Origin of the sequence: Anaerobacterium chartisolvens (assembly GCF_003337415.1) — a bacterium.
GTDB lineage: Bacteria > Bacillota > Clostridia > Acetivibrionales > DSM-27016 > Anaerobacterium > Anaerobacterium chartisolvens.
This window is the reverse complement of the sequence record NZ_QPJT01000030.1, coordinates 28434-47377: the sequence shown is the minus strand read 5'-3', so window position 1 is coordinate 47377 and position 18944 is coordinate 28434. Positions and strand designations below refer to the sequence as shown.

At 43.2% G+C, this 18944-nt stretch carries 20 protein-coding genes; 4 read left to right on the top strand and 16 right to left on the bottom strand.

The features are described from left to right. The 8 genes from DFR58_RS18730 to ppnP all read right to left on the bottom strand — a co-directional run. A partial coding sequence (locus DFR58_RS18730; RefSeq protein WP_114299587.1) for an IS1182 family transposase occupies nt 1-1262 on the bottom strand: 1262 nt, incomplete at its 3' end. A 121-nt stretch (nt 1263-1383) separates the two neighbouring features. Beyond that, on the bottom strand, nt 1384-2919 hold the full coding sequence (gene guaA / locus DFR58_RS18725) for a glutamine-hydrolyzing GMP synthase (protein WP_114299585.1): 1536 nt from the start codon (nt 2917-2919) through the stop codon (nt 1384-1386). Nucleotides 2920-3006: 87 nt separating this feature from the next. Further along, a complete protein-coding gene (gene mnmL / locus DFR58_RS18720) occupies nt 3007-3948 on the bottom strand; it encodes a tRNA modification radical SAM protein MnmL/YtqA (protein ID WP_114299583.1) in 942 nt (313 codons plus the stop codon). 11 nt (nt 3949-3959) lie between these two features. Beyond that, complete coding sequence (larC, locus tag DFR58_RS18715; protein ID WP_114299581.1) at nt 3960-5231, bottom strand: nickel pincer cofactor biosynthesis protein LarC; 1272 nt, start codon at nt 5229-5231, stop codon at nt 3960-3962. A 30-nt stretch (nt 5232-5261) separates the two neighbouring features. After that, nucleotides 5262-6008, bottom strand: coding sequence for a nickel pincer cofactor biosynthesis protein LarB (gene larB / locus DFR58_RS18710; RefSeq protein WP_114299579.1), 747 nt, complete (start codon nt 6006-6008; stop codon nt 5262-5264). Then, the gene (locus DFR58_RS18705; protein WP_114299578.1) at nt 5998-6918 is read right to left on the bottom strand and encodes a Rossmann-like and DUF2520 domain-containing protein; all 921 of its coding nucleotides are present in this window, start codon (nt 6916-6918) and stop codon (nt 5998-6000) included. Before DFR58_RS18705 ends, larB begins: the two co-directional genes overlap by 11 nt. Nucleotides 6919-6945: 27 nt before the next feature. After that, nucleotides 6946-7779 carry an ATP-dependent sacrificial sulfur transferase LarE gene (gene larE, locus DFR58_RS18700; RefSeq protein ID WP_423230848.1) on the bottom strand — a complete coding sequence of 278 codons (834 nt, stop codon included), beginning with the start codon at nt 7777-7779 and terminating at the stop codon, nt 6946-6948. Between the two features lie 146 nt (nt 7780-7925). Then, entirely contained in the window at nt 7926-8240 is a 315-nt protein-coding gene (gene ppnP, locus DFR58_RS18695) for a pyrimidine/purine nucleoside phosphorylase (protein ID WP_114299576.1), read from the bottom strand. A gap of 288 nt (nt 8241-8528) precedes the next feature. Between ppnP and DFR58_RS18690 the strand changes: the two genes are divergently transcribed. Further along, nucleotides 8529-8927, top strand: coding sequence for a YggT family protein (locus DFR58_RS18690; protein ID WP_242987726.1), 399 nt, complete (start codon nt 8529-8531; stop codon nt 8925-8927). Here the strand turns inward: DFR58_RS18690 and DFR58_RS18685 are convergent, their stop codons facing one another. The 6 genes from DFR58_RS18685 to DFR58_RS18660 form a co-directional block, all read right to left on the bottom strand. Further along, nucleotides 8928-10337, bottom strand: a complete 1410-nt coding sequence (locus DFR58_RS18685; protein WP_114299574.1) for a sensor histidine kinase — start codon at nt 10335-10337, stop codon at nt 8928-8930. It lies immediately after the preceding gene. A gap of 2 nt (nt 10338-10339) precedes the next feature. Then, on the bottom strand, nt 10340-11038 hold the full coding sequence (locus tag DFR58_RS18680; protein ID WP_114299572.1) for a response regulator transcription factor: 699 nt from the start codon (nt 11036-11038) through the stop codon (nt 10340-10342). 51 nt (nt 11039-11089) lie between these two features. After that, entirely contained in the window at nt 11090-11302 is a 213-nt protein-coding gene (gene copZ, locus DFR58_RS18675; protein WP_114299570.1) for a copper chaperone CopZ, read from the bottom strand. Nucleotides 11303-11330: 28 nt separating this feature from the next. Continuing rightward, nucleotides 11331-13769 carry a heavy metal translocating P-type ATPase gene (locus DFR58_RS18670; RefSeq protein WP_114299568.1) on the bottom strand — a complete coding sequence of 813 codons (2439 nt, stop codon included), beginning with the start codon at nt 13767-13769 and terminating at the stop codon, nt 11331-11333. Nucleotides 13770-13813: 44 nt separating this feature from the next. Further along, nucleotides 13814-15250 (bottom strand): urease accessory protein UreH domain-containing protein, encoded by a 1437-nt coding sequence (locus tag DFR58_RS18665; RefSeq protein ID WP_242987725.1) that lies wholly within the window; start codon nt 15248-15250, stop codon nt 13814-13816. A gap of 298 nt (nt 15251-15548) precedes the next feature. Continuing rightward, nucleotides 15549-16046, bottom strand: coding sequence for a TspO/MBR family protein (locus DFR58_RS18660; protein ID WP_114299566.1), 498 nt, complete (start codon nt 16044-16046; stop codon nt 15549-15551). A 64-nt stretch (nt 16047-16110) separates the two neighbouring features. On the opposite strand from DFR58_RS18660, the gene DFR58_RS18655 reads away from it, so the two are divergent. Together DFR58_RS18655 and DFR58_RS22550 are read left to right on the top strand one after the other, a co-directional pair. After that, nucleotides 16111-16494 (top strand): L,D-transpeptidase, encoded by a 384-nt coding sequence (locus tag DFR58_RS18655; RefSeq protein WP_114299563.1) that lies wholly within the window; start codon nt 16111-16113, stop codon nt 16492-16494. A gap of 303 nt (nt 16495-16797) precedes the next feature. Beyond that, nucleotides 16798-16932 carry a hypothetical protein gene (locus DFR58_RS22550; protein ID WP_278278825.1) on the top strand — a complete coding sequence of 45 codons (135 nt, stop codon included), beginning with the start codon at nt 16798-16800 and terminating at the stop codon, nt 16930-16932. Nucleotides 16933-17573: 641 nt separating this feature from the next. Here the strand turns inward: DFR58_RS22550 and yneA are convergent. Then, nucleotides 17574-17861: a cell division suppressor protein YneA gene (yneA, locus tag DFR58_RS18650; RefSeq protein ID WP_114299561.1), complete on the bottom strand. Its 288-nt coding sequence runs from the start codon at nt 17859-17861 to the stop codon at nt 17574-17576. A gap of 158 nt (nt 17862-18019) precedes the next feature. On the opposite strand from yneA, the gene lexA reads away from it, so the two are divergent. Further along, nucleotides 18020-18658, top strand: a complete 639-nt coding sequence (lexA, locus tag DFR58_RS18645) for a transcriptional repressor LexA (RefSeq protein ID WP_114299559.1) — start codon at nt 18020-18022, stop codon at nt 18656-18658. 45 nt (nt 18659-18703) lie between these two features. On the opposite strand, the gene hfq is transcribed toward lexA, so the two are convergent. Then, nucleotides 18704-18943 (bottom strand): RNA chaperone Hfq, encoded by a 240-nt coding sequence (hfq, locus tag DFR58_RS18640; protein ID WP_114299557.1) that lies wholly within the window; start codon nt 18941-18943, stop codon nt 18704-18706. Between the last annotated feature and the right edge of the window lies 1 nt (nt 18944).

Below are 18944 nucleotides of genomic sequence, written 5' to 3'. Positions count from 1 at the left end.
TGCCGAAGTCTGTACTTATCAAAGTTTTTCTCCGTCTGTAAATCAATAGTGTCAAGGAAATCTTGGTCTACATGCCGGAATATGATTCTTCCTTTTTCACTTTTGGTACATCGAGCCTTAAATTCACATCCGCCACAAGCATCATAATTCCTATAATCATAACCTGTAATCTTACCTTTTTGCTTTCTTTGCCTTGCATAAAAAAGCTCTTTTTTTGCAGGGCATATATACACATTTTCATCCTTATTATATTTAAATTTGTCAGAGTAAAATTCTCTATCCCCTGTACCATTTGAATATGATTGTTTAGCTACATATGGGGTAATTCCATTGTCTACACATTTTTTTAGGTCTTCTGCCTTATAATAGCCCTTATCCGCCAGCACCTCAAACTTACTTCCTCCAAACAGCTTCTTTGACCTAAGTGCCATATTGTCCAGTTCGCCTAGGTCATTGGGCTTTTGCGTAACCTTAAAGTCTGCAATTAATTTATGCTTGGCATCTACTGTTGTTTGGACATTGTAGCTTACGTCAACATTGCTATTATTGTTGCACATGAGTCTGGCATCCGGGTCTGTGGTTGATATCTCATTTTCACCTGTCTCCTCAAGCTCTTTTTTATATTCTTCATATTCTTTCTTGCGTTCATTAAGTTCCTTAAGCCTTTCCTTGATCTCGGCAGCAGTAGGTTTCCTGTCATGGGCTTCGGAAGCATCACCTTTGTCCAGTTCCTGCATATATTTATCAATTTTCTCTTCTATATATTTGATATGTCTATCCAGCTTTTTCATATTGTAATTATTTTTTTTAGAATTACATGCACGAAACTTAGATCCATCTATGGCTACAAGTTCCTTACCAAACAGACCCCATTCATCGCAGAGCTTAGTAAATTCTCTGAATACAGATTTTAAAGACTTTTTGTTATCCTTTCTAAAATCGGCAATTGTTTTAAAATCAGGCTTAAGTTTTTTAAGAAGCCACATAACTTCAATATTTCTTGCTGCTTCATTCTCAAGCCTACGTGATGAACGTATTCTGTTAAGGTAGACATAAAGGTAAAGCTTAAGCAAATCCTTTGGATTATATGGATGCCTGCCCATATTGCTGCATACTGCTTTTTTAAATCCCAACAAGTTCATATTAAGCTGTTCTACATACTCATCTATAACACGTACAGAACTGTCCTCACTTATATAGTCATCTATACTCTCAGGAAAAAGAATTATCTGGCTTCTATCCTGACCTTCTATATATCCCATAATTTCACTCTTTTCATTCTCTTTTATAGTAAAATTATATCATATATTAGTATTAATGTCATATATTATTTTACTTTTCACACAGTCTGGCGTTCCTTGTCACCTGCCTGCCTTTTAATACTTACTCCCACTCTATGGTCGCGGGAGGCTTGCTGGTTATGTCATAGACTATCCTGTTTATGTGCTTAACCTCATTTACTATCCTGTTGGACACCTTCTCCAATGTATCATACGGTATCCTCGCCCAGTCCGCCGTCATGAAGTCGGTGGTGGTAACCGCTCTCAGCGCCAGAGTGTAGTCATAGGTGCGCTCATCCCCCATTACTCCCACGCTTCTCATTCCCGTCAGCACAGTAAAATATTGGTTTATTTGCCTCTCCATACCGCAGGCTGCAATTTCCTCTCTGAATATGTGATCGGAATCCTGAAGTATCTCAAGCTTTTCTCTTGTCACATCACCTATTATCCTTATCGCAAGCCCAGGCCCCGGAAACGGCTGCCTCCATACCAGCTCATGGGGAATTTCAAGCTCCTCCCCCACCCGTCTTACCTCATCCTTAAACAGGTTTCTGAGCGGCTCTATTATCTCCTTAAAGTCAACATGATCGGGCAGCCCCCCCACATTATGATGGCTTTTTATGACCGCCGCATTTCCCGCTCCGCTTTCAATTACATCAGGGTATATTGTGCCCTGCACAAGGAAATCCACAGTTCCTATTTTTTTTGCCTCATCCTCAAATACCCTTATGAACTCTTCTCCTATTATCTTCCTCTTTGTCTCGGGATCGGACACTCCTTCAAGCCTCGATAAAAACCTGTCCTGTGCGTTTACCCTTATAAGGTTTATATCAAATTGCTTCCTGAATACCTCCTCTACCTGATCCCCCTCATGCTTTCTCAGCAGCCCGTGGTCAACAAATATGCAGGTAAGCTGCTTTCCCACAGCCTTGTGAATCATGACGGCCGCCACCGATGAATCAACTCCGCCGGAGAGCGCACACAGAACCTTTTTATCTCCTATCTTTTCCTTTATAGATTGTATTGACTCCTTTGCGAAGGACGACATTTTCCAATCCCCCGAACAGCCGCATATGTTAAACAGGAAATTTTTTAATACATCCCTTCCCTTGGGAGTATGCTCAACCTCCGGATGAAACTGAACGCCATAGAAATTCCTCGCAGCATCCTCCATAGCGGCAATGGGGCAATTTCCGGAATACGCCGCGCTCTTAAAGCCCTCAGGAAGCGTGTCCACATGGTAGGTGTGGCTCATCCAGCACGTGGTGTCGGGCTCAATGCCTCTAAAAAGCGAGCTTGCTTCCTCAAATTTAATGTCAATCTTTCCATATTCCCTCTGCTGGGCCCTTTTTACACCGCCTCCCAGCATTACGCTCATAAGCTGCATACCATAGCATATCCCCAGAATGGGAATACCAAGATCGAATACCCCCTCGTGGCAGAAGGGCGCGTCGGCATCCAATACCGAGGCCTGACCGCCCGTGAATATAATTCCCTTGGGGTTCATGGCTTTAATTTTATCAATAGAAGTAGTACAGGGAACAACCTCACAGTATACATTTGCTTCCCTTACCCTTCTGGCTATCAGTTGGTTATACTGCGCACCGAAATCAAGGACAAGAATCAATTCATTCTTCAAAATAACAACCCCTCATCTGCATTAATTATAATTTATTATTATATATAACTTTACCGTACAACGCAAAAATAATTTAAAATTGCGTGCTTAAAATTCCTTCATGCACGCTTCTCCATTGAGATAATTGAATTTTCGCCCCTGAAACCTTCCCTCCGCCTCCATTTTTTGCTCTATAGCGTCTCTTATTTTCCACCAGCTTGTGTCCCAGCCGCAAAAAAGGCTTCTGCTCTCAGGCGCACGGCCTATAAGCCTCTGCACTACTATGGATGGATCAAGGTATTCAAGGAAGGCAATTGTCCTGTCTATAAAATCCTCCATTTTAACAGGCACAAGCTCTCCTTTTATATACATTTCTCCAAGCTCGGTGCCTTTTAGAATATACAGGGAATGGCATTTTACCTGTTTTACCTTAAGAGCCGATATAATTCTGGCCCCTTCCGTAACATCCTCAAGCGTATCCATCGGAATATCCGTTATATAGTGGGCACATACCTCAAGGCCGTAAAAATTTATCCTGACTGCGGCATCTATGAATTCAGCAAGCAAATGGCCTCTTTTAAGAAGCCTCAGGGTGCGGTAGTTGACGGTCTGAAGCCCAAGCTCGATAACTATGTCAACCCCTCGCTCCTCCTTAAACGACTTAAGAAACTCAAGGTATTCGTTTTTTATGCAGTCCGGCCTTGTGGATATGTATACCGCCACAACCCCCTCCGCACAAGCCTCCTCTATAAGCTGCCGAAAGGTATTTAACGGAAGATAGGTGTTTGTGTAATTCTGAAAATAGGAAATAAACCTTTCGGCCTTATATCCATCCTTTATATACTGTGAGTTCCTTTTAATCTGCTCGCTTATGCTTAAGGAGGCAGGCAGGATTTCAAAGCCCGCACCCTCCCCGCCGCAGAAAATACAGCCTTCCGTTCCGAGCCTTCCGTCCCGGTTGGGACATGTGGCAGGAATATTCAACGGCAGCTTGTATACCTTGCTGCCATATTTGCTTTTTAAATAGTCTGAAAATTTATAATACAGCATACAGTGTTCACTTAACTGAGCCCGCGAAGCACAAGCTCATATACCTCTCTGACAGGCATCCCCGTTCTTCGGGCTATCTCTTTGCAGTCCTCATATTCCGGTGCCGCCTTTTTAACCTCTCCCCTATATGCCGTTTTTACTCTTACATCCCCGTGCTCGGTGTGAACCCTTACCGTTTCCCTTTCCATAAAGCATCGTCTTACATTGCTTTTGCGTATTCCAAGGGTGGTGGTCTCCGCCAGTATGATGTCACAAAGCTTTTGCTCCTCCTCCGGCCGGGACAATACCGTAAGCATATAGGCAGGACGGTTCTTCTTCATATAAATGGGGGTGAAAAACACATCCAAAGCTCCGTTGTCAATTAGACTTTCTAAGGTATAGCCCAAAACTTCGGAGCTGATATCGTCCATATTGGTTTCCAGCACCACTATCTCCTCATCGTTAGCCCCTTCCTCTGTATACAGGGTGCCCATAACCACCCTTAACGCATTGAAGCCGCCGGTATCTCTCTTTCCCATTCCATAGCCCACACCGTTCACTGACATGGCGGGCATCCTGCCGAAGCCTGCCGACAGGCATTTTATTATTCCCATTCCCGTGGGGGTAACCAGCTCTGTGCTTACATCCTCGGAAATAACCGGTATATTGCTGTTTTTAAGCATTTGCATGACTGCGGGAACAGGCACCGGGATAGTTCCGTGCTGGCATTGTATGAAGCCGTTTCCGTCATGCAGAGGCGAGGAATATACCCTTTCAACCCCCAGCATATCCAGACACACGGCACATCCTACAATGTCTATGATTGAGTCTACCGCCCCCACCTCATGGAAGTGCACCTCATTGATGTCCTTGTTGTGTACCTTGGCCTCAGCAACGGCAATTTCGCAGAAAACCTTTTTGCTAAAGTCCTTTACACTGTCCTTAAGGCCGCTTGAATCTATCATTTCGACAATGCTTTTAAGATTCCTTTCTCCGTGGGAATGTTCATGCCCTTTATGGTGATGACAGGCATCGTCCTCATGTTTTCCATGAGAGTGCTCATGGCTATGAGAGTGCTCATGACTATGAGAATGCCTGTGCCCGTGCTCCCCTGTATGAACGTGTACATCCTTTCCGGCAATACCGTTTAACAGCTTTGTGGACACTGAGATATCATATCCATGCAAGTTAAGCTTGCCAAGCTCATTTTTCAAAGCCCCTTCATCCACACCCAGATCAATTAAGGCACCAAGCGTCATGTCTCCGCTTATGCCCGAAAAACAGTCAAAATATAATACCTTCATAATACCTCTATACCTCCGCTATTACACTGCTTACAGCTTATTTATCATGCTTGCCATATATCCTGCCCCAAAACCATTGTCTATATTTACCACAGCTATTCCGCTGGCACAGCTATTAAGCATTGTGAGGAGCGCCGAAAGGCCCCCGAAGTTTGCTCCGTAGCCCACGCTTGTAGGTACCGCTATTACCGGCTTGTCCACCATTCCGCCTACCACGCTTGCAAGAGCCCCTTCCATGCCTGCCACAACCACCAGCACATTTGCCTCCATAATTACTCCTGCGCTGGCAAACAGCCTGTGTATTCCCGCAACTCCCACATCATACAGCCGGTTTACCTTGTTCCCCATGGTTTCGGCCGTAACAGCCGCCTCCTCTGCAACAGGTATATCCGATGTGCCTGCCGTTATGATTGCAATAACCTTTTCCGACGCCTGTATGCTGCGCCTTTTCACGACAACTATCCTTGCCGCTTCATAGTATACCGCATCTGGAGTAATCTCGGAAATCCCTTCATATATTTCATTTCCCGCTCTTGTCGCCATAATATTGGTATTTGATTCAAGCATTCTGGAAACAATGGCCTTTACCTGCTCTACCGTCTTGCCCTGACAATAAATAACCTCGGGATATCCGTTTCTTATATTGCGGTGATGATCCACCTTTGCAAAGCCGATATCCTCAAACGGCAGCTTCCTGAGCTGCGCCACCGCCTCGTCTACATCGGTTGCACCGTTTTTCACATTTTCAAGCAGATGCTTTAAGCTATCAGAATCCATCCTTCTCCTCCACATCACTGCACCTCATGCAGCCCTTTGTTTTGTCACTTAACAAACCCCTCATAATACGGGAGGCCTCGGGGCTTATATCTCCCCTTTTTACAGCCATGTCCAGCGTAAGCTCTCCAAGCACCCGGTATATCCGGCTTATGTCGGGCAGGCTTTTTTGCATTGCATCGATATGCCTCTGCACCGTGCCCCAGTCACCTCTCGATACAGGCCCCGTTAACGCTGCCATGCTGCCCAGATCCTCAATATTTTTTACCGTTTTCTCTAAAAGAGGCATTAAAGCCTTTACTCCTGTGGCGGAGTCTATGCCTATTTTATTAAAGATTTCCCCCGCCGCCCATGAAAGAGCCACCGTATAATTGGACAATATACATGCAGCGGCATGATACAGGGCCTTATCATCCCTGCCTATATGTATCATGCTGCCCTTTAAGGCATTCACAACTTCCCCGGCGGCACCTTGGGCGTTTATATCACCCTCATAGCCGAAATAAATGTTGTACAGCCCCTTCCAGCCGTTCTCTCTGTCGGCAAAGGTCTGTAAGGGATGAAGCGACGCGGTATGCCCCCCCTTTAGCCTCAGCGGCTCCAGCACTGATGAATCCGCAGCCCCGCTGCAGTGAAAAAAGACCCTGCCCCTTATATCGCTATCCTCGGTGCAGTCAATAATATTTTGCACCACATCCTCAATTTGGCTGTCGGGTACGGCGATAAAAATTGTATCCGAGCTTGCAACTGCATACAAAAGGCTGTTCACACACCCAATACCAAGTCTTTCACAAAGAAGCTCTGAGGAAGCATGTCTTTTAGAGTATACGGCAGCGGGAACATGCCCCTCTCTGCTCATGGCGACCGCCAGAGCAGTCCCAAGCCTCCCCGCACCGATTATTCCTATCCTCATTATATAAGCTGCTCCTCCTTTAAAGCTCTATTTGCCGGCCTTCAGCGTTTCATTCATGCTCCCCGTCCTATAGCCCTTAAGATCAAGCGCGGTATAGCTAAAGCCTATTTCCTTGAAGCTTGTATATATTCTGTCCATCAAATCAATGCTGAAAAATTTACTTCTTTCCTCTGAGGACACCTCTATTCTGGCAACCTCTCCGTGGTGGCGCACGCGCACCTGCTTAAATCCCAAATCCAGCAAAAGCTGCTCCGCCCTGTCTATCATACCCAGCTTTTCTCTGGTAATTTTCTGTCCGTACGGAAATCTGGATGAAAGACATGCAAACGCCGGCTTATCCCATGTGGGAAGCCCCATATCCTTTGATAATACCCTTATATCCTCTTTTGTCAGGCCCGCCTCTCTTAAGGGGCTTGTCACCCCAAGCTCCTCAACGGCGGCCATTCCCGGCCTGTAATCCCCGAGATCATCGACATTCGAGCCGTCCGCTACATGCTCTATATTATTCTCTCTTGCAACGTTGTTTATTTTTGTAAAGAGCTCCTTTTTGCAAAAATAGCACCTGTTCACAGGATTGTCAGAAAAGCCTTCTATATCAAGCTCTTCAGAAACTATTACAACATGCTTTGCCCCAAGACCCTTCACAAAATCGACAGCCTCCCGAAACTCCCTCTCGGGATATGTGGAGGAACGCGCAGTAACCGCGATGGCACGGGAACCGAGAATATCATGAGCCACCTTTAAAAGAAAGGTGCTGTCAACCCCTCCCGAAAAGGCAACCGCAAGGCTTCCCATTCTTTCTATGTTCAGCCTCAGCACATTAAATTTTTGATCTAAATTCAAGTTCATCACCTGCTTCATTGTATTGTTCCCCTTCATATAAATTAGCATATACCTAAAAGGATGTAAAATAATATCCGGAATAATAATTTCCCCGGAATGCGTGACCGTGATATTATTTTACATCCCCCTCTATCCCACATACTAACGACCAAACTATATAAGTGCTACTTTATGTATGAGCAGCAATAATCAGCCAATTCCTTTACCACAAGCTTAAATTTTGAATTGGCTGCAACCTCGAAGGACTGTCCCCCTTTTACGGTAATCCAATTTTCGCCTCCGGGGAGCATTACGTCAAGCTCTCCAGCCATAATTTCCATTATCTCCTTGTCTTCCGTTCCAAATTCGTACTCTCCGGGCATCATTATACCCAGTGTCTTTTTTTCTCCGTTGGGGAACAAAACCGCACGGCTTGTAACCTTCCCTCCAAAATACACATTTGCTTTTTTTACCACCGAAACATTGTCAAAGCTGTTCATATTCATCCTCCAAACAATTTAATATAAAATAATAATACGATTCACAGTAATTAAAATGCCGTTTATTGTTAAATGCTGTATAATCAGCATAAACATAATATATTATACCTGAATGTCCATAATAAATCTACAAATTACTAAGACAACTTCAAAAAGTCAAATTGCCAATCAGAGAAAAGAATAAAATGCTGTCTTTTGCAGCATAATTAATTATATACGGCACCATGCAAAATGCCTATGCATACATAGAGCCGTAAAAACAAATATTCAAAGAAACAAGGGTGACCTATGGACTATAAAGACAATAAGGACAAAAAACAATCACAGGAGGAAATTCACCCCTCCTTAAGAAGCGGCACTCATGACAGCCGTAAAATACCTGTATGGTTCATTCAAACCCGAAACATTATTTATTATGTTTTAGGAATAATTGAAATACTGCTGGGCTTCCGGCTTGTTTTTAAATTGCTGGGCGCGAGCACTAAAAGCAGCTTTGTCACCTTTCTCTATTCCTCAAGCCAAGCTCTCATATCGCCTTTTACAGGGATATTCGGCACCTTTACAGGCGATGGCGCGGGTCCGTTTGTTTTAGAGCCCTCCACCATAGTAGCAATGATTGTATACGCCGTTGCGGCGCAGGGACTGATAAGCCTCTTCAAAATTAAAGCCGTCAGCGACATACATTGATTAATGCGGCTTGCGGGGAAGCTTTAATGTAAATTCCGAGCCTGCACCCGCTTCACTTTTTACCTCTATGCTGCCTCCGTGTGCTTCGGCAATTGCCTTAGCGATGCTCAGGCCTATCCCCGAGCCTCCGGTAGCTCTGTTTCTTGACTTATCTGCGCGGTAAAAGCGTTCAAAAATATAAGGCAAATCCTCCTCGTGTATTCCCGCACCGTTATCCTTCACCGTAATTTTAACGTCATCCCCGTCTCCGCACAGGCGTATCTCAACGCTTCCTCCCTCGGGAGTATACTTTAATGCATTTGACAAAAGATTTATTATAAGCTGGCTTATTTTGTCCCTGTCTGCAAAGACAAGCTCACCTTTTCCATATAAAGCAAGGGCTATATTCTTACTGAAAAACCCGCTTTCAAAATTTTTAAGTATATGCTCTATAAGCGGGTATATATCAAACTCAGTCCTATTGAGCACCAATCCTTCACTCTCATATCTTGCCAGCCTTTCCAGATCGTCAACAAGCCCGCCTATTCTGATCGCTTCCTCATGGCAGCTTTTAAGTCTTTCAATGTCGGGCTGCCATATGCCGTCGATCATTGCCTCCATGTGGCTCTGGAGGGTTGCAATCGGTGTGCGCAGCTCGTGAGCTACATCGGCGGTAAGACGCTTCCTTAATAATTCCTGCTTTTCCAAGGTTTCCGCAAGGTCCTTTATCGCGGTAATAAGCTGTGAGATTTCCTTTGTAGTTGAGCCCTCTGCCGATATTTCCGCGACAGAGCTGTCACCAAAATGTCCTTTAGAAATCATCCTCGCGGTATCAATTACTCTTATAATAGGCTTGCTGAGCCTGCGCGCCATCACCTGTCCTATCACAAGCGCAAAAACCAGTGAAAATATTCCGACATAAATAAGAAGATTGTTAAGAGTGCTTATGAACGCAAGATCATTGTCAGTGTAGTAATACGGCCCATAATATCCTATTTCCACCTTGCCCGCTTCAGCCTCTCTTGAAAAAACAGGATAGGTTTTTGTGGTGTAATTGCCTTCCCAACCGGGATACCTGCTAAGCATGTTATGTGCCATGTTATCCAGCATCCGACGGCACCATCCGCTGTTATGAACCGCCGCGTCCCATATTACTGTCCCGTCCGACGCCGTCACCTTTATTATCATGCCGCGCTCAAGCGCGCTAACTCCTACATTTTCAATGATACCGGCATCCCACACTCCGCTGTTCCTGTACTGCTGCACAAGCAGGGACACAATTTCATTGTTCTCCCTCTCCTGCTTCTGTATAACATAGGCGGTAAAATGCCTTTCCAAAAGAAAATTGGTAAGGTAGCTGAGGAGAGCAACACAAGCAATGGCAACAAGCACATAAGATACCGAAAGCTTGCTTTTCAGTCCGAATTTCATAGCTATCCACCACCAAACTTATAGCCCACTCCATGAACCGTCAATATATACTCCGGCGCTTTTGAGTCAGTCTCAATTTTTTGCCGTATGTTTTTTATATGAGTGTCTATTGTTCTGTCATAGCCGTCGTAGTCCTGCCCCAGCACCATGTCAACCAGCTCTTCTCTTGTAAATGTTTTTGAAGGATATTTTATCATTGTCATAAGCAGCTTGTATTCGTTGGGAGTGAGATTTATAACATGCCCTCTCTTTTTGATCTCGTATCTTGCAGTATCTATTACAAGATCCTCTCCAAAGGATATTATGTTGGAAAGAGGCCCCGTCTCGTCCCCAACCCTTCTTAAATGCGCTGCGACCCTTGCCACAAGCTGCTTGGGGCTGAACGGCTTTGTGACGTAATCGTCCGCACCTATATCCAGCCCCCTTAAAATATCCTCCTCCTGTATTTTTGCAGTAAGCATAATTATTGGAACCCTGGATCTTTTGCGTAATATTTTGCACACCTCTTCTCCCGGCATGTCAGGAAGCATCAAATCCAATATAACCAGAGACGGAGAATGCTTCTCAAATGCCAAAAGAGCCTCATATCCGCTAAATGCAGTGCTTACAACGTAATTAGCATTTTCAAGATAGGATTTTAACACCTCAACTATTTTTTGCTCGTCGTCAACGACAAGTATTCTTTTAGTATTGTTATTCATTTCATCTCCTATAATAAGCCCGTCGCTGCGAAAAAATAGAACTGCTGATATTTACACTATGTCATAGCCCTGATCCTCAATAGCCTTTTTAATGCTGTCTAAGTTCACGGCGTCGGAATCATATTCCACCGTAACCTTTTTGCTTTTGAGATCGACACTTGTGCCATTGACCCCATAAAGAGCCCCTACCGCCTTTTTGACACTGCTTTCACAATGACTGCAGGACATTCCCTCCACAGTTAAAACCGATATTTCCTTATTCATAATATAACACCTCATCCTTAAATTTTTTTTATTTTCTTCCCTCATTTTTCTTAACAGGGCTAAAACGCCTCAGACTTAAGGAATTTGTTACAACCGACACCGAGCTGAACGCCATTGCTCCTCCCGCTATCATAGGGTTTAACAATCCTAAAGCCGCAAAAGGTATCCCTATGACATTGTAGAAAAATGCCCAGAAAAGATTCTGCTTAATCTTACTCATGGTTTTTCTGGACAGTCTGATTGCTGCGGGAATGGCGCTTAAATCTCCCCTCATAAGCGTTATATCGGCAGCTTCTATCGCAACATCGGTGCCGGTGCCTATTGCCATTCCGATATGCGCTGTGGCAAGAGCAGGAGCATCATTAATACCGTCCCCCACCATAGCGACAACCCTTCCGTTATTTTTAAGCTTTTCCACTTCCTGCGCCTTGTTTTCAGGCAATACCTCAGCAAGCACATTTTGTATGCCCACCTGACTTGCTATAGCCCTCGCGGTACGCTTATTGTCCCCCGTTATCATGTAAACCTCCATGCCCATCCTTTGAAGCTCTCTAATAGCTTCCTTTGAGCTCTCCTTCAGTGTATCGGCAACTGCGATTACCGCCTCGGGTCTTCCGTCAACCGACATCAGCATGGCTGTTTTGCCCTCATCCTCAAGCTTTAACACAATCTCCTCTATATTTCCCAAGTCTATTCCTTTTTCATTCATTAATTTCCTTGTGCCTATATATACACTCCTGTTATCGACTACAGCGCTTACCCCTCTTCCGGGTATGGCTTCAAACATATCGGGATCACTTATCTCTCCAAAATCCCTTTTTCCCCTTTCATATATGGCGGCTCCCAAAGGGTGCTCGGACTTTTTTTCTGCCGTGGCCGCAAGCCTTAGCACATCCGCTGCTTGCATTTCACCCAGAGCCACTATATCAGTAACCTCAGGCTTACCCTTGGTTATGGTTCCCGTTTTGTCAAAAACAACTGTATTCAGCTTATATGCCGTTTCAAGGTGCTCGCCCCCCTTAATGAGTATCCCGTTTTCAGCACCCTTTCCCGTCCCCACCATTATAGCAGTGGGAGTGGCAAGCCCGAGCGCACACGGACAAGCAATTACCAGTATGGCAACCGCACTTATTATCCCAGATGAAGCGTCTCCCACAATTAAATACCATATGAGGAAGGTAATAAGTGCTATTGCCGCGACAACAGGCACAAACACGCCGGATACCTTATCGGCGATTTTTTGTATGGGAGCCTTTGAGCCCTGAGCATCCTCAACCATTTTAATTATTTGTGAAAGCACCGTATCCCGTCCTACCTTTACAGCCTCAAACTTAAATGCTCCAAACCTGTTTATTGTTGCGCCGGTAACGATATCTCCGGGCTTTTTCTCGGCGGGAAGGCTTTCCCCCGTCAGCATGGATTCATCAATAGAGGAGGTACCCTCGATTATTTTCCCATCCACAGGCACCTTCTCTCCCGGCCTGACTACAACTATATCTCCCACCTCAACATCCTCTATAGCTATGTCGTCTTCTACCCCATTTCTTATAACTCTTGCCGTTTTGGCCTGAAGCCCCATCAGCTTTTTAATGGCCTCGGAGGTTTTGCCCTTGGCTACTGCCTCCAGATATTTCCCAAGCAATATAAGCGTAATTATTACGGCAGCGGCTTCAAAATAAAGCTCCTTCATCATCATCCCCTCTTGGGCAGGCTGGAAAAATGCATTGTATATGCTGAAAAAATATGCCGCTGAAGTACCCATGGCAATAAGAACATCCATATTTGCACTTTTAGCTCTCAGGGCATGGTAAGCATTTTTATAAAATCTCGCCCCTATAATAAACTGCACAGGGGTGGCTACAATCAACTGAAAGTAAGCATTGTGCAGGAATGCAAAATCAATTCTGACAAGAGTAAGCAGCATAGCCAAAATAAGCGGCGAGCTCAATACCGCGGACAATATAAGCTCAAATCTAAGCCTTTTTATTTCCCTTTCTCTTTGCTCCTTTTCCCTGTCGGCACCGGCTTCCTCCGCCCTTTCAGCCTTATATCCAAGAGCTTCAACCGCCTTTATGATATCAGATACCTTTACTGCCTTGCTGTCATATTCCACAGAAGCCTTTTCAGAGGCAAGGTTTACAGAGGCTTTGGATACTCCCTCCAGTCGGCTTAAGCGTTTTTCTATTCTGGAAGCACATGCGGCGCACGTCATTCCCCTAAGCTTTAAGGAGACAGTCCCCTGCTGTAATTCCCTCTCTTTTATAGCGTTATACCCCAGCTTATTTACCGTCTCCTCTAAAGCCTCCGCAGGTGTTAAGCTGTCGTCGAACGTCACGACCGCCTTTTCCACCGCAAGGTTTACATTCGCTTCCCTTACTCCTTCCAGCCTGTTTAATGCCTTTTCTATTCTGGCGGCGCACGCCGCACAGGACATCCCTGTTATTTTTAAGGTTTCTTTTCGTTCCATATCGCTAATCTCACTCCCTTATATATTAATAGCACATACTCTGCCTATCCTGCACAGCAGCCCCCTTGCGGGGCAGGTACATACTCATTTATTTGTTCTTTAAGCTTTGTCATATCCTCGCTGCCTATATCGTCAACAACACTTATTGTGCTGCTGATCATACCCATCCAGCAGGTATATTTTATTGTTTCCTCCTCTGTGGGAGTAAATTCTATTATATTGTCTCCCGGAACAAGCCTTTTTTCAATTCCATATCGAGGGACAACAACGGCATTATTGCAGCCGTTCAAGTCTGACGGCGCAGCCGTGATAGTCCACCTGACGGGAATACCCTTCTGCACTACTATAGGCTCGTACGCTCCCGGCTTTACTTTGGAGGTCACCGTCTGTATGCCTCCCCGCACCTCTGCGACAGTGGTTTGGCTTGCAGGAGATGCAAAGGCAGCAAAATTTACTCCTGACAGGTTAAGCCCCCTGTCAATCATTACAAGCCCCAGTATCAGCACCAAAGCCGCACTCACCTTCATCATCCTGTGTGTAAACCTGCTGCTGAGCAATGAGCTTACAGCACTAAAGCCAAGCATCAAAGGAATTGTCCCTAAGCTGAACAGAAGCATTGACAATGCGCCCGTCAACGCACTTCCCGTGCCCAAAGCATATATTTGCATTGACTGCAAGGGCCCGCACGGCATTAATCCATTTAAAAGCCCTACATAAAACGGACCGCGACTTCCTCCGCCGGCATAAATAATTTTGCCCAATGATTTTGGCATCCTTGGCATCAGTCTTTTCAGCCACGGGAATATGTTAAGCATATTAAGCCCCATTACAACCATCAGCGCTCCCGACAAAATTGCGACCGTTCCCTTTGCGGCACCGGAGAAGCCTATCGCCGAACCGACCGCACCCACAACGGCTCCCACAGCCGTATATGATACGACCCTTCCCGCATTATACATAATTCCCGGCCTTAGCCTTGCCATCTTCTTACCGGGAACATCATCAGTTTTGTACCCAACGCTCTGCGAAAGGTTTATTCCTCCGCACATCGCTATACAGTGCAGAGATGTTAAAAGCCCCATGACAAACAGTATCCCGTATCCCATGGACTGATCAATCTGAGGTATAAAATTAAAGCCTGCGGTATTCTTTATTATCACATACAGTGCAAGAATTATAATAAATATACCCACTATCTGATTAACAGGCATTCTGCCGGAATCCACACGCTTGCCGACAGTCTTTTCAGCAGTGCTACCCACAGCTTTGTTTTTAACAGTATAACCCATATTTTCTATTGCTTCAATAACCTTTTCCATATTTATTCTTTTAGGGTTATAAGTTATATACACATTTGAGCTGGAAAACATTGCGTTAACCTCAATAATGCCGTCAAGCCTTTTTAAATAATTTTCAATCCGTGCTTCACAGCCTGTGCAAGTCATCCCTTTTATATGCAGGACTCTGCGCATTAAATTCATACTATTAATACCCTCCCGTCATTAAAATAAACCTTTAAAGCAGTAAAGTTTTATTCATGTAGACCTTAGCATATTAATGTGTGGATTTTATGAAGATAAAAAAAGATTTTCCTATAGAGAAGATCAAATAGAGAAGATCAAAGAAATATTTGCACAGCTAACAATTGTTTTAAACCATTATATTATTTATGGTAGGGGCAGACCTATGTGTCTGCCCATGAATTCCTGCGTATTCCGTGTTTTCATGCAATTTAAGGGCAGACACGCAGGTCTGCCCCTACTTTGTGCCATATGTTTTCTACCTGTTTAACTGCCATAAAGAATAGTTCAAAATGGAGGCAAAGGCCACCCATAAAACATAGGGCAGCATTAAATATCCTGCCGTTTTATCAAGCTTGAAGAATTTTATTGTAGTAATTATAATAGCGGCAAGCAGTATAATTATTTCCACAAAGGCTAATCCTCTAAGACCTGCTGTAAAAAAAATGATGGGCCACAGAAAATTAAAAATTAATTGTATTCCATAATATAACAGCGCATTCCGCACATCTTTCCTGTCTGTTCCAAGCATCCAAATCCTATAGGCCGCTATACCTATAAGAAGAAAAAGCAAACCCCATACAGGCGGAAAAATCCATGCCGGGGGTGCAAACCAAGGCTGTGCCAATTTCTTATATATACCGGCACTTCCCATTGAAAATACAGAACTTGCAATACCGACACCCTCACTAATCAGTATGCTCGCAATAAGCTTTTTTAAACTGAATTTCCCGTCTACCTTAAAAACACCGATCATAAAAATCACTCCCATATTATATATATGCATTTTACAGAAATATAATCCAGATTAAAATTCAATTATGAACATATATGATTTTATTGAATACTATATACTAAACGAGGAGGTTAATATGTATTCCATTGAAATCAACACAAAGAACCGCATATTAAAGCTATTGGAAGACGGAAAGGTAAAAAAACAGTATCCCGTAGCGGTAGGAAAGCCGTCCACGCCAACACCCTTAGGAAACTGGAGCATTATTATGAAAGGGCTGTGGGGAGAGCAGTTTGGAGGCTATTTCATGCAACTCAGCGTTCCATGGGGTATATACGGAATTCACGGCACCGACAAGCCCTGGTCAATAGGACAGGAGGTATCGGGAGGGTGCGTGCGTATGTACAGCAGTGACGCTAAGGAGGTTTATGAGACCATCCCTGTTGGAACTGAGGTAAAAATTTATTAGTCACACCGCCCCTTTTATTTTTTCTTTTACAGTCAAAGCATAATTCTTTTCATTACAGTTGCATATGTCTATTTTATATTTCCCAAGCGCTCAGCTCAAGATAATACAGGCATCTTAAGACAAATTCTTATCAATTATTGCCCGGCATTTAAAAATTTTCATATATTATTTTTTGTATTTAAAGGCACTGTTTAAAAGCTTTTATCATATAAAAATCCGAAAATATATACACTTATGTTAAAATTCAACAAATTTTTAACATAAGTATAATGTATAATTACTTCAGGTGGTGGTATTATTAATATGAAAAATGAATTGGAAAAATGCTGTGAAATAATATTAAAATTATTGGAGCAACTTGCACACGAAGGAAAAATAACGCAGGAGGAATATATAAAACATTCTATAGAAAAAACAAAATTCTTAAGTAGGCAATAATTCAGCAATGGTAATAGCACAAGCATCTGGCCCCATCCTGTTATACTGTAAATTTAAACCAAGTTCTATTTAGCATGGTTCTAATGGATTACAGCAAAGTTTATTTGCTAGTACAAATGTACCATTTACGTATTTTGTTCTTAATGATAGCATATTATTAGGTGGTGATTAGCACGGACAGTTTAAAAGATTGTTGCAAACTTATGCTAAAACTGCTCACTATATTACGTGACGAAAGTAAAATTACTAAAGATGAATTCGATAAGCACGCAGAACTAAAGATAAAATTTTTAGAATAGTCCCTGAATGGATTTGGCCGCAGGGGCTATTGTATTTTTCTATATTGCAATTTTCTATATAATCAGCAATTTACAAAGCTTTAAATGCTCCTTTTTCTAATTTTATTTTTTAACTTTTTATATAGGACGCGATAAAGATTTTACAAACATAGAGGATATAATTGCTTACAGAAATTTTTAACTACAACGAAAAGACGCCTTGCGGGGAAATGTCTCACGGGTCTGTCATCAGGCGCTTTTCTTAGATGTATTCCTTACGGGTCAAAAAATTTTCTTCCATCAAATTATATCCTCCATGTAAAATCTTTATCGCTAAATATATAGTTTTAATTTTTTAAATCTTTAATTTTTAATGGGGATTATGAGCTTTTCTCCCGCTTTTATATCGCTTGATTCCATATTGTTAAGCTGCTGCACCTCATATATGTAGCTTCTTATATCTCCCTCCTTGTTGTACTTTAGCGCCAGCTCCCACAGGGTATCTCCCTGCTTCAGTGAAACTGTGCGATACTCGGGAGCTTTGTAGCTGTAGGCTCTCCCTGCAAATATAAGCACAAGAAGTATCGCTGTTAATAAACCCATTATGATAGCAAACCTTCCTTTATTTTTCAATACATATGTTTTTTTCACTCCGACCCCTCCCCACTGAACGTTTGTTCCTTATGGAATAATTATATATCGAACGTACGTTCATTGTCAATATTTTATATATTTTTTTCGAACACAAGTTTGATTTTTTCTTTCGGTATGCTATAATGTATTTATATATATTAGAGGAGGCTCGGATTATGCAAAAAAAGCTTACTGAAAAACAACAAAAAATCCTTGACTTTGTGAACAGTGAAGTAGAAGAAAAGGGTTATCCTCCTTCTGTTCGTGAGATATGCCGCGCAGTTGGTTTTAAATCAACATCAACTGTACACGGATATTTGGAGAAGCTTGAAAAGGAGGGCTTGATACGTAAGGACCCGACAAAACCCAGGGCTCTTAAGGTAGTCAATCCTTATGGACGCAGTCCCAAAAGGGAAAACGGATACTATTCAATGAAGGAGATGCAGGATGTGCCGATTGTAGGAAAGGTTACCGCAGGTCAGCCTATTCTTGCAGTGGAAAACATTGAAGACACATTCCCCCTTCCCGCAGACTTTGTCCAGAATTCATCGGCATTTATGCTTAAGGTTCAGGGGGACAGCATGATTGACGCGGGAATACTTGATAAAGACCTTGTGCTTGTAAAACAGCAGTCCACTGCAAATAACGGTGATATTGTGGTTGCTCTCATAGGCGATGAGGCCACTGTCAAGACCTTTTACAAGGAGAGAGACTATGTCAGGCTTCAGCCTCAGAATCAATTTTTAGATCCAATCATAGTCAAAAATGATTTGTCTATTCTCGGAAAGGTAATAGGCGTATTCAGAAGGCTTTAAAATAAAAGGGCCCTTCCTGTAAGGGCCCTTTTATTTTATGTATACTTATTCCTTGTTTTCATTAAATATAAGATTTACAGCTTTTATGGGGCTTATTGTAGATATTGCATGCTTATATACCAGCTGCTGCCTCCCATCGGTATCAAGCACTACCGTAAAGTTGTCAAATCCCTTTACCATGCCTTTTAACTGGAAACCGTTGGTAAGATAAATGGTTACCGCTATGTGTTCCTTTCGAACCTGATTTAAAAAAACGTCCTGCAAATTAATGTTGTTTTTAACCACA

Excerpts from the sequence above, each read along its gene's own strand:
- mnmL (WP_114299583.1), bottom strand. The coding sequence starts at position 3,948 with ATGCTGTATTATAAATTTTCAGACTATTTAAAAAGCAAATATGGCAGC.
- larC (WP_114299581.1), bottom strand. The coding sequence starts at position 5,231 with ATGAAGGTATTATATTTTGACTGTTTTTCGGGCATAAGCGGAGACATG.
- larB (WP_114299579.1), bottom strand. The coding sequence starts at position 6,008 with ATGGATTCTGATAGCTTAAAGCATCTGCTTGAAAATGTGAAAAACGGT.
- DFR58_RS18705 (WP_114299578.1), bottom strand. The coding sequence starts at position 6,918 with ATGAGGATAGGAATAATCGGTGCGGGGAGGCTTGGGACTGCTCTGGCG.
- larE (WP_423230848.1), bottom strand. The coding sequence starts at position 7,779 with ATGAAGCAGGTGATGAACTTGAATTTAGATCAAAAATTTAATGTGCTG.
- ppnP (WP_114299576.1), bottom strand. The coding sequence starts at position 8,240 with ATGAACAGCTTTGACAATGTTTCGGTGGTAAAAAAAGCAAATGTGTAT.
- DFR58_RS18690 (WP_242987726.1), top strand. The coding sequence starts at position 8,529 with ATGGACTATAAAGACAATAAGGACAAAAAACAATCACAGGAGGAAATT.
- DFR58_RS18685 (WP_114299574.1), bottom strand. The coding sequence starts at position 10,337 with ATGAAATTCGGACTGAAAAGCAAGCTTTCGGTATCTTATGTGCTTGTT.
- DFR58_RS18680 (WP_114299572.1), bottom strand. The coding sequence starts at position 11,038 with ATGAATAACAATACTAAAAGAATACTTGTCGTTGACGACGAGCAAAAA.
- copZ (WP_114299570.1), bottom strand. The coding sequence starts at position 11,302 with ATGAATAAGGAAATATCGGTTTTAACTGTGGAGGGAATGTCCTGCAGT.
- DFR58_RS18670 (WP_114299568.1), bottom strand. The coding sequence starts at position 13,769 with ATGGAACGAAAAGAAACCTTAAAAATAACAGGGATGTCCTGTGCGGCG.
- DFR58_RS18665 (WP_242987725.1), bottom strand. The coding sequence starts at position 15,250 with ATGAATTTAATGCGCAGAGTCCTGCATATAAAAGGGATGACTTGCACA.
- DFR58_RS18660 (WP_114299566.1), bottom strand. The coding sequence starts at position 16,046 with ATGATCGGTGTTTTTAAGGTAGACGGGAAATTCAGTTTAAAAAAGCTT.
- DFR58_RS18655 (WP_114299563.1), top strand. The coding sequence starts at position 16,111 with ATGAACATATATGATTTTATTGAATACTATATACTAAACGAGGAGGTT.
- DFR58_RS22550 (WP_278278825.1), top strand. The coding sequence starts at position 16,798 with ATGAAAAATGAATTGGAAAAATGCTGTGAAATAATATTAAAATTATTG.
- lexA (WP_114299559.1), top strand. The coding sequence starts at position 18,020 with ATGCAAAAAAAGCTTACTGAAAAACAACAAAAAATCCTTGACTTTGTG.